The sequence below is a fragment of the Gordonia sp. 852002-50395_SCH5434458 genome (genome assembly GCF_001665905.1).
GTDB classification, from domain to species: domain Bacteria; phylum Actinomycetota; class Actinomycetes; order Mycobacteriales; family Mycobacteriaceae; genus Gordonia; species Gordonia jacobaea.
This window is the reverse complement of sequence record NZ_LZTC01000021.1, coordinates 46032-56704: the sequence shown is the minus strand read 5'-3', so window position 1 is coordinate 56704 and position 10673 is coordinate 46032. Positions and strand designations below refer to the sequence as shown.

The following is a 10673-nucleotide window of genomic DNA, read 5'->3' as shown; positions in this document are numbered from 1 at the left end:
AGGTCGCTACAGTAGAAACCGCCCACGGGTGGGGAATTTCAGTGAGCACACCTGGGGAACTTTCTTGAGCCTCGTCAAGACCGCGATGATGTGCTGGCGACCGGTGATGACCTGATTCAGGTACCCGATATAGGGCACCGAGTACCAGACCTTGCCCTTGATCTGCACGGCGCGAGCGGGAGCGGGATCGGTTGTCGGGTTGTTGTCGCCCTTCATCGTGAACAATCTCTCGCCCCGGCCGTCCTGGCCGACGCCGACGATGCGGTGGGTCACCACGTCGGGCTGACCGGAGCGCAGCTGATAGGTGATGACGTCTCCGGTATGCAGTGTCGCGGGGTCGACGGTCTTTGCCACCACGAGCGTTCCCGGTGGCATATGCGGCCGCATCGACGACGTCATGATGGTGTACGGAGTGGTCCCCGCGAGACGCGGGACGACGACGACTGCCGCCAACAGACTGACGGCGGCGAACAGAAGGAGCCAGCTCAGGATCAGTCTGAGCATGCCCAGTGGACCAGAGCCGGAGTCGACGTCCTGGTCCGAATCGGGTTGGTCGGTGTCGCGGCGGAGCGTCGAAGGTGATTCGACACGTGACGAATGTGTTTCATCGGTGATGGACATCGTTCTCTCCGCTTACATATCGGATACTGACTGGTCGTGGGTGGGGACTGACCGGGCAGAACGCAATTGTGCGTTCTGCCCGGTCAGTCCTGCAGCGCGATCCCTCCCCAGTTCGCGCGCCGCGGAAGCGGATTTTGCCAAAGGCAGAACCCGCGAGTCTCAGGACTGGTTGGGTGCTTGTACCTGATCGAGGTGCAGGCTGATGTTGTTCAGGTTGAGCGTGTCGGTCTGGCTCGCGTTGGTCGCAGATGCGAACGGAAGTTTGAGCGTGACCACCACGGTGTAGGCCGACGCCCCGCCCGTCGGGCTGATGGCCAGCGACGTTCCACTCTGGGTGATATCGGTCGCCGATGCGTCGCCGCTCTTCTTGGCCGAGATGGTCTTTGTTGTTTCTGAGGCAAGAGATCCGGACGACGTGAATGCCGTTGTATCCGCGTAGAGTTTCGCCTTCAGGTTGTCACCGGTCGCGTTGATATTCACGGTCGTGGTGTACGTGAGAGTGTCACCCGGAACGAACTTGAATGACGTCGGATTGATGGCACCGTTCTGGTCGGTCCATGTTCCCGTGTCTTTGTTCATCGAGAGCTGGCCCGAACTGATGGTCGAGCCGCCGATCGCCGTGCTGTCGTTCCAGTATGCGAGCGAGCCGAGCCCGCCGAGAAGAAGAACTGCCGCGCCCCCCGCAGCAACTGCGCCCTTGGTCTGTTTCTTCATTGTTGCTCTCTGCATCGATTGGTCACCTCGGGGATTCCGTGGTGTGGTGATGCTTTTCTAGCCTGCTGGTGCCAGTTGCACAACCAATGGTTGTCTATCGAGCCTCAAGCTCAACTTGATTACAGGTGTTCACTGACCGCCCAGTAGGGCGACCCGGGGCGCTCGGTGAAGGTGCATGTTTCCGCAGATCATCGGCGCTAAATCGCTTTCATTCGCCGAAGTTTGCGATTAATGATGTCGAATGGGTATGGCATTGAATGTTGTCGCATAGATGTGATGCAGATCATGAACGGTGTGTCCGATTTACCCATTCACGCACGTGAGCGGCCATCGATGTGGATTTAATAATTGATGAAAGTCGCAAGCCGTTTGCCGTATCTGCGAGCGTCTGCGGATTAGTGGAACGCCTTTGGTGGGTACCGCGTGATGGCGAACACGAAAGCGCGAATTGATTAGTTCTGGCGTACGATCCATTGCCGAAAGCCGCAGACCACAGAATCCAAGTAGCGCTTTCGGGGGAGAATAAAATGAAAAAGCATGGCGTACGAAGCTCGGGGGAGTTTCTGACCGCGCGGTCAGGAAAGCTGTTCGTGTTCTTATTGTCGGTCGCTTTGGCGACGGTGGTCTCTGTCGTTGCCGGGATCGTCGGTGGCGGGGCACAGGGCGACGCGTCGCCGCCTCCGGCGTCGAATCGGATAGATTTCCACACCGCGGTGAAGGGCGACGATGTGGTGCTGACGGTTGGTTCCGGTGCTCTGCGAGTGGCAGGTGATCAGATTCAGATCGTCGACCGGAACGGCAAGGTGGCCGCCAGTGCGCCACTGAAATATGAAGTGGCGCAAGATATTTACAAGCTCGGCGTCGAACTTCACAGCAGCGTGGCGCGACTGCACGTCAACCGGTCGTCGATTTCTCGTGCGACGTCGCTCGCGCCGCACCGCGCAGCCGAGACGACGGTTGTGGTCACATCGACGCCGCCAACGTCGGCGACGTCGGACGCGGACGCGCGCGCCGACAAACTGGATAAGGCGATCACTCGGATGGGGACTGAATTGTCACTCGGAATGGCCATCGGAACGTCGGTTGGCACGATTCTCGGTGGTGTTCTCGGCTGTCTTATCGGGCTGACCGCAGGTATCGTCGGATGTTTGCCGGGGCTCATGTCGGGTGCGACAGCCGGTGCCGTCGCTGGATCGGTGGTCATCGGCGGGGCCGCGATCGTCGTGTCGGCGATCGTCTTCGGGATGACGATGAGCGAGCCGAGGCCGAAGGCGGAGCAGTCACCGCGGCCGACTACTCAGGTGCCGACAGCAGCACCCTCGTCTGGGGCGACCTCGTCTCGCTAGCCGACGAGCCACGCATTCGGTGCGCAGACGAGTGGGACGTCGGCCCCGAGGGCACGCAAGACGATCGACGTCGCGCGGGGCGAATAGCTCATCGAGAAATGATCGGACGTGTCCTGGGGGCAGCCGTCCTGCAGCGTGATGTTGCGGGTGTTCTTGGTGCCCGTGGGGAAGAACGTGCTGGAGTAGGGGGTGGTGACCTCGTCGTAGCGGGTGCCGACGATCGTGTATCGGATGTCGCCGAGGGCGTAGACACCGCCGCTGTTGAGTGTCTTCAGAAATGGCGAGTTGTAGATCTGCTGGGTGCCCGAGACCCCGACGCCGAGTGCGAGGGGTCCCAGGATGTCGACACCGAGATCGTTGATGGTACGTCCGAGTGCGCCGATGCCATTGAGTGTTGTGCCGTTGTTGGTTGCACCGAGAGTCACGACATTGGCGACCTTGGCCGCGCCGCCGTCGAATCGCAGGTACTGGCGGGTCGAGATGCCGCCCATCGAGTGGCCGACCATGCTGACTTTGGCTGCGCCGGTCGACGCGAGGACCTTGTCGACGAAGGTCTTGATCTGGTTTGCCGATTTCACGATGTCGCCGGTGCCGTACACGCCGGGGAATGCCGCTGCTACGCCACCGCCTTGAGAGGGCGGCTGTATTCCGTAGTCGAGTGCGTAGACGCAGAAGCCTGCCTGCCGGAGCGCGGGGGAGATCATCGACCAGTTGCTGTAGGCGTTCTCCCACGTTCCGTGGACCAGCACGACGGGATTGCGGCCGGCCTGGGGTTTGCACGACCAGTCATTCGCACCGGCGGGCGCCACGTTGGGGTTCGACAGGCTGTGCGCGAAAGCCGCGGGGAACGTAGTCTGCTTCGGCCCGTTGCCGGTGGGGATGAGCCAGCGACTCTCGCCGTTGAGCAGGAAGGTCTCGGCGCGGGCCGGGGTGGGCGAGGCATCGGAGATGTAGTCGGCGAGCTGTTGCTGCGGGGCGGCCGACGCGATACCTGCGGAGTTCGCGGCAAGCGAGATACACGCGGCGACCGCGGCGACAGCCGTCGTCAGCAGGCGGGTTCGGGAACGACGTCGATGAGACGATGTGGTCACGTGCGAACCTCTCAGCCAGGTGTTGCCGGTCATAGCGCAGGCGAGTGGAGCGTAGCTCACCGGTCACGATCCCTGACTCCCACCGGTTCCCAGCCTCGGCGTGACGTGCGGTCACCTGGGGTGGGCAGTCGGTCGCGACTGCGGTACACGATGTACGGCCGGAACAGGTAGTGCACCGGAGCGGTGAACATGTGCACGAGACGGGTGAACGGGACGAGTGCGAACAGGGTCAGACCGATCAGGACGTGCACATGGAAGCGCAGCGGTGCTGCCTCCATTGCGCGAATGTCGGGTTGCAGCACGAAGATCGACCGAAACCACGGCGAGACAGTCTGGCGATAGTTGACCCCGGGTCCACTGGGATCGACTGCACCGACAACTGTGATGTAGGTTCCCGCGATCAGCGCGCATACCAAGACCAGATACATCAGCTTGTCGTTGCGGGTCGTCGCCATGAACACCGGGCCGGTGGTGCGACGTCGATAGATGAGCAGGCCGACGCCGAGCAGAGTCGCTGCCGCGGCGAGGAGACCGAAAAAGCCTGCGCCCCAGTGGTACATCGTCTCGGAGACGCCGAGTGCGTCGGTCCAGGACTGTGGGATGACCAGACCGACCGCGTGTCCGACGATGACCACGAGGATTCCGTAGTGGAACATCGGCGAGGCAATCCGCAGTAGCCGCGACTCGTAGAGCTCCGATGATCGTGTGGTCCACCCGAACTTGTCGTAGCGGTAGCGCCAGATCGTGCCGCCGATGAGTATGAGCAGTACGAGATAAGGCAGTACGCCCCACAGGAAGACGTCCATCACGGCTCACCCCTCGCAGGTGTCGCAGTCAGCGGCAGTAGGCGCGAATCGTAGGGCTCGAGGCCAACGGCCTCGACGCCGAGCGCCGGCGTCATCGCGCGCGCAGCCTGTCGGTCTACCGGCGATTCACCGGGCAGCGTCGAGCAGATCGCCGTGAGCACAGCGGTGTACGGAGATCGACGGTCGCGCAACGCGAATCGGATCAACTCGAGCGCTGGGCGATACTTCTCCAGCATCTCTTGTCCCGCGTCAGCGTCGACACGCGCCGCGAACTCCAGGACGATCGGCAGGTGGTCGGGCAACTCGCCGTGGAGGTCGACGACAAAGCCGCTGCTCCGATAGAGCGCTTTGAACTCGCCGAGTGCGGCTCCACGCCGTCGGGTGTCGCCATCGGTCCAGTACGAGAGATACAGCGTGTGCTTGCGTGACAGGTCGAATGTGTCGACGTAGTCGTCGACCAAGGTGGGGAGCGGCGTGGACTCGATATGGTCGACGAAGGTCAGTAGCTCACGAGTGGATGGGTGATCGGGCTGTTCGCATAATGCTCTGCGCAGCAGTGAGCTTCGGTCGATGAACTGATCGTCGGGGTAACTCAGACACCATGAGGAGACCTGCCACGTCACGCGATGATCGGCCGCAGTCGTGCGGCGAGGCCACCTCACGACGACGCCTTCGAGTCGCCGGTGTCGTCGGACGCGCGGCGGTCGGGGAACAGCCCTTCGGGCGAACCGTTACCGTCCCAGTTCAGCAGATTCGTGCGATTCGCGAGGCGATGTGAGCTGGTCGCGGTGTCGGTCGTCTGGCGTTGCTTGAGCGCGTGAAAGGTCTCCACCGACACCGGGGTCGGGGTTCCGCTCGCTTCACCGAAGGGGCCGGACTCGTACATGCCGGGCCCGTCCTCGTAGTCGAGGGAGCACGCCATCTCGTCGAGCTGTTCGGCCTGCTCGAGATGGGCCGTCGGAATCACATACCGCTCTTCGTATTTGGCGATCGCCATCAAGCGGTACATCTCGTAGACCTGCTCTTCGGACATGCCGACAGAGGCGGGGATGTCGGGGTCGGGTTCGCGGCCGAGTGTGATGTCGCGCATGTAGGCGCGCATCGCCGCGAGTTTGCGCAGGACGCCGTCTATTACCGAGGTGTCGCCCGCACTGAACAGTTCGGCGAGGTACTCGACGGGGATTCGCAATGCGTCGATCGCACCGAACAGGGTGCCCGCGTCCTCAGCGTCGTGGCCCTGGCCGCTGAGTAGGTCGACGATCGGCGACAACGGCGGCACGTACCAGACCATTGGCATGGTGCGGTACTCCGGATGCAGCGGCAGCGCGACGCGGAACTCCTTGGCCAGCGCATAAATTGGCGATCGACGTGCCGCATCGAGCCAGTCCTCGGGAATGCCTTCAGCCCGCGCCCCGGCGATCACGTCGGGGTCGTTGGGGTCGAGGAGCAGGTTGAGCTGGGCTTCGTAGAGGTCGGTGTCGTCTGGTGTGGAGGCGGCTTCGGTGACAGCGTCGACGTCGTAGAGAAACAGTCCGAGGTATCGGAGTCTGCCGACGCAGGTCTCGGAGCAGACGGTCGGCTGCCCGACCTCGATACGCGGGTAGCAGAGCGTGCACTTCTCGGCCTTGCCCGTTCGATGGTTGAAGTAGATCTTTTTGTACGGGCAGCCGGTGATGCATTGGCGCCACCCGCGACACCGGTCCTGGTCGACGAGGACGATACCGTCCTCGCTGCGCTTGTAGATCGCCCCGGACGGGCACGACGCCATGCATGAGGGATTCAGGCAGTGCTCGCAGATGCGGGGCAGATAGAACATGAACGTCTGCTCGAAGCTGAACTTGACGGCGTCTTCTGATTCACGACGCAGCTTCTCGACGATCGGATCGAGCGCGCCCAATTCCGGTGCGCCACCGAGGTCGTCGTCCCAGTTCGCCGACCATGTGACCTTCGTGTCGTCACCGGTGAGCAGCGATTTCGGCCGCGCAACAGGGAAATCGTCGCCAAGCGGGGCGTCGATGAGCATCTGGTAGTCGTAGGTCCAGGGCTCGTAGTAGTCGTAGATGGTGGGCTGAACGGGACTCGCGAAGAGCGTCAACAACTTCTGCATCCGGCCGCCTGTGCGCAGCCGCAGCTTTCCCTTGTTGTTCAGATGCCAGCCGCCGCGCCACTTCTCCTGATCCTCGTAGCGTCGCGGATAGCCTTGTCCCGGACGCGTTTCGACGTTGTTGAACCAGACGTACTCGGTGCCCGCCCGATTGGTCCACGCCTGTTTGCACGTGACAGAACAGGTGTGGCAGCCGATGCATTTGTCGAGGTTCATCACCATGCCGACCTGTGCCATGACCCGCATCAGTACGTCACCTCCTGGCTGCGCTTGCGTATCGTCGACACCATGTCACGCTGATTTCCCGCGGGGCCGAAATAGTTGAATGCGTAGGACAATTGGGCGTAGCCGCCGATCAGGTGAGTGGGTTTGACCAGAAGTCGGGTGGCGGAGTTGTGCATTCCGCCGCGACGACCCGTCGCCTCCGATTTCGGGACGTCGATCGTGCGCTCCTGCGCGTGATGAACGTAGACCACACCGGCGGGCATCCGATGGCTGACAATAGCCCTGCACACCACGACGCCGTTGGCGTTGACGCATTCGATCCACTCGTTGTCGTGCACGTCGATGGCTGCGGCATCCGACGGGCTCAGCCACGCGGTTGGACCGCCACGGGACAGTGACAGCATCAAGAGGTTGTCCTGGTACTCCGAATGAATGGACCACTTCGAGTGGGGCGTCAGGTATCGCACGGTGATTTGCTGCTCCCCGTCCGGCCCGAGCCTGGGCTCACCGAACAATCGGTGCATGTCCAAGGGCGGGCGGTACACGGGTAGCGACTCACCGAGGTCGATCATCCAGTCGTGGTCGAGATAGAAGTGCATACGCCCGGTCAGCGTGTGAAACGGCTTGAGCCGCTCTATGTTCACCGTGAACGGGGCATAGCGTCTGCCGCCTTTCTCAGATCCCGACCATTCCGACGAGGTGAACACCGGGACCGGGCCCTGCTGGGTGTCGGCGAAGCTGATCTGCTTGTCGGCGTTGCCCTCGGCCAGTTCGACGAGCGTCGTGCCGACGCGCTTCTGGAGCTTCTCGAAGCCGTTGACGGCCAGAGCCCCGTTGGTGGTACCGGAGAACATCAGGATCGCATCGGCCATCTTGGCATCCGTGTCGATTGCGGGCCTGCCGTCGCCGGCACCCCCGAGCATGACCCCGTTGCGATCCGCGAGGCGCCGTGACTGCTCTGCGATGTCGAAGGTGACGCCCTTGTTGGCGAAGCCGAGTGTGTCGGCCAGCGGCCCTACCGATGCAAGTTTCTCGGCGATCGCGGTGTAGTCGCGTTCGACCACCGTGAACGACGGCATGTTGACACCCGGCCGACCGGGGGATGCCGACATCGCCCAGTCGTCGACGCTGCCCTTGGGTTGCGCGGTCTCGCCGGGGGTGTCGTGTTGCATCGGAGTGGCGACGAGATCGTGGCGCACACCGAGGTGAGTCTTCGCCTGCTCGGACAGTTCGACTGCGAGCAGGTGGAAGAGATCGAAATCGGTCTTGGCCTCCCACGGCGGGTCGATGGCGGGAGAGAAGGCATGGACGAAGGGATGCATGTCGGTCGACGACAGGTCGTTCTTCTCGTACCACGTTGCTGCGGGTAGGACGATGTCGGAAAGAAGGGTCGTCGACGTCATCCGGAAATCTGCCGACAGGAGGAGATCGAGTTTGCCCTCCGGCGCATTCTCGTGCCACCGAACATCGTTGGGGCGTGGGGTATCCGGAGATTCGGCACCCATCACGTTGTTGTGGGTGCCGAGGAGATGTCGCAGGAAGTACTCATTACCCTTCGCCGACGACCCCATCAGGTTCGATCGCCACAGAACCAGCGTGCGTGGCCAGTTCACCTGAGCGTCGACGTCGTTGATCGCAGGTGTCAGTGAGCCGTCGGAAAGATGTTGTGCCACATAGCTCGACGCGGATTCCGCATCGCCACGGTCGACCGCGTCGCGGGCCTCATCGGCGACGTCGAGAGGATTGCGGTCGAACTGCGGATAGAACGGCATCCAGCCGAGCCGTGCCGATTGCGCGATGGCGTCGGCGGTGTGTTCGTGGTCGAGTGTCCCGCGCGATAGCGGAGATGCAAGTGACGCAGCCGAATAGCCGTCGTTGCGCCACTGGTCGGTGTGCATGTACCAGTACGACGTGCCGGTCATGGTGCGAGGCGGTCGGCTCCAGTCGAGTCCGTTGGCCAACGACATCCATCCCGTGATCGGGCGGCATTTCTCCTGCCCAACGTAATGCGCCCAGCCCCCGCCGTTTCGTCCCATGCAGCCGGTCAGGATCAACAGCGAGAGGATGGCCCGATAGGTGGCGTCGCCGTGGAACCACTGGCAGATCCCGGCTCCCATGATGATCATCGATCGTCCGCCCGAATCGACTGCGTTGGTGGCGAATTCGCGCGCAACCCGGATCGCTGCCTCCGCAGGCACGCTGGTGATCTCCGCCTGCCAGGCCGGCGTGTAGGGGGTCGACGCGTCGTCGTAGCCGGACGGCCATTCGCCGGGCATTCCGTCACGATGCACCCCGTATTGCGCGAGCATGAGGTCGAAGACCGTGGTGACCTGGTGGCCGTTGATGACGGTTGTCGGCACACCTCGGCGTAGCACCGAACCGCTGCCATCCGGGGCGTCGAAGGCTGGCAAGGCGATCTCGACGAGTTGCGCGTCGTCGCGACCGAAAAGGGTCAACGCCGGTGTGATTCCCTCGAGGTCGAGGTTCCATCTGCCCTCGCCTGCGGCAGAGCGGCGAAAACCCAGCGAGCCGTTGGGAACCGCGGCTGCTCCGGTCTGCTCGTCGAGTACCACGGTCTTCCACACGGCGTCGGAGTCGTTTTCATCGGCTCCCGCCAACTCATCTGCGGTCAGGAACTTGCCTGCGACGAGTCCGTGTTCGTGTTGCTCGACGTGCACCAGAAAGGGAAGGTCGGAGTAGGAGCGCACGTACTCGTCGAAGAACTCGGTGGTGTTCGCGACGAAGTACTCCGAGAGGATGACGTGCCCCATCGCCATGGCCAGCGCGGCGTCGGTACCTGCTTGTGCCGGTAGCCATTCGTCGGCGAATTTGGTGTTGTCGGCGTAGTCGGGGCTGACCGATACGACTTTGGTGCCGCGATAGCGGACCTCTGCCATCCAATGCGCGTCTGGAGTTCGGGTGACCGGGACGTTGGAGCCCCACATCATCAGATACGACGCATCCCACCAGTCACCGGATTCCGGGACGTCGGTCTGATCGCCGAAGATCTGTGGACTCGCGACGGCAGGTCTGCGTACCAGTCGTAGAACGACGTCATCACCCCGCCGATCAACTGGATGAAGCGAGTCCCCACGCAATGCGACACCATCGACATCGCGGGGATCGGTGAGAAACCGGAGCATCGGTCGGGGCCGTAGGTCTTGATGGTGTGCACGTGGGCGGCAGCAGCCATCTCGATGGCCTCGTCCCAACTCACGCGGACGAGGCCTCCCTTACCTCGAGCCTGCTGATATGACTTGCGGCGCAACGGATCTCCGACGACGTCGGCCCACGCCAGCACGGGATCGCCGGTCTTTTCCTTGGCGGCCCGGTACATTTCGACGAGCACCCCGCGCGCGTACGGGTATCGAACCCGCGTCGGCGAGTACGTGTACCAGGAGAATGCCGCGCCACGTGGGCAGCCGCGGGGCTCGTATTCCGGCCGGTCGGGACCGACCGACGGATAGTCGGTTTCCTGAGTCTCCCAGGTGATGATGCCGTCTTTGACGTACACCTTCCATGAACACGATCCGGTGCAGTTGACGCCGTGGGTCGATCGCACGATCTTGTCGTGGTTCCACCGGTCACGGTAGAAGACGTCGCCCGACCGGCCGCCCTCACGGAAAACGACTCTCCCGTCAGAGGTTTCGTCCCAACGGGTAAAGAATTTGCCGATATTGAGCAGGGCTGTGGCTGCGTCGCCCTGAACTGCAGTAGATCGGGCCATGAATTCACCATACGGATGAAATGGTGCGGGTGTGCGGTT

At 62.6% G+C, this 10673-nt stretch carries 7 protein-coding genes and 1 pseudogene; 1 reads left to right on the top strand and 7 read right to left on the bottom strand.

The annotated features are described in order from the left end of the window. Window positions 1-6: 6 nt before the first annotated feature. Entirely contained in the window at window positions 7-621 is a 615-nt protein-coding gene (locus A5785_RS04825) for a signal peptidase I (RefSeq protein ID WP_231895424.1), read from the bottom strand. 159 nt (window positions 622-780) lie between these two features. After that, a complete protein-coding gene (locus A5785_RS04820; RefSeq protein ID WP_082933578.1) occupies window positions 781-1350 on the bottom strand; it encodes an alternate-type signal peptide domain-containing protein in 570 nt (189 codons plus the stop codon). Window positions 1351-1862: 512 nt separating this feature from the next. Between A5785_RS04820 and A5785_RS04815 the strand changes: the two genes are divergently transcribed. Continuing rightward, entirely contained in the window at window positions 1863-2681 is an 819-nt protein-coding gene (locus A5785_RS04815; RefSeq protein WP_005208402.1) for a hypothetical protein, read from the top strand. On the opposite strand, the gene A5785_RS23880 is transcribed toward A5785_RS04815, so the two are convergent. From A5785_RS23880 to A5785_RS04790, 5 genes and pseudogenes are all read right to left on the bottom strand, one after another. Beyond that, on the bottom strand, window positions 2678-3805 hold the full coding sequence (locus A5785_RS23880; RefSeq protein ID WP_051994085.1) for an esterase/lipase family protein: 1128 nt from the start codon (window positions 3803-3805) through the stop codon (window positions 2678-2680). The genes A5785_RS04815 and A5785_RS23880 overlap by 4 nt on opposite strands. Before the next feature lie 23 nt (window positions 3806-3828). After that, a complete protein-coding gene (narI, locus tag A5785_RS04805) occupies window positions 3829-4578 on the bottom strand; it encodes a respiratory nitrate reductase subunit gamma (RefSeq protein WP_039856783.1) in 750 nt (249 codons plus the stop codon). Next, the gene (gene narJ / locus A5785_RS04800) at window positions 4578-5240 is read right to left on the bottom strand and encodes a nitrate reductase molybdenum cofactor assembly chaperone (protein WP_039856781.1); all 663 of its coding nucleotides are present in this window, start codon (window positions 5238-5240) and stop codon (window positions 4578-4580) included. Before narJ ends, narI begins: the two co-directional genes overlap by 1 nt. Next, window positions 5237-6928 carry a nitrate reductase subunit beta gene (gene narH, locus A5785_RS04795; protein WP_005208398.1) on the bottom strand — a complete coding sequence of 564 codons (1692 nt, stop codon included), beginning with the start codon at window positions 6926-6928 and terminating at the stop codon, window positions 5237-5239. The genes narJ and narH overlap by 4 nt, the downstream gene beginning before the upstream one ends. Continuing rightward, a pseudogene (locus A5785_RS04790) lies at window positions 6928-10634 on the bottom strand (nitrate reductase subunit alpha). The gene narH and the pseudogene A5785_RS04790 overlap by 1 nt, the downstream one beginning before the upstream one ends. Window positions 10635-10673: the final 39 nt, after the last annotated feature.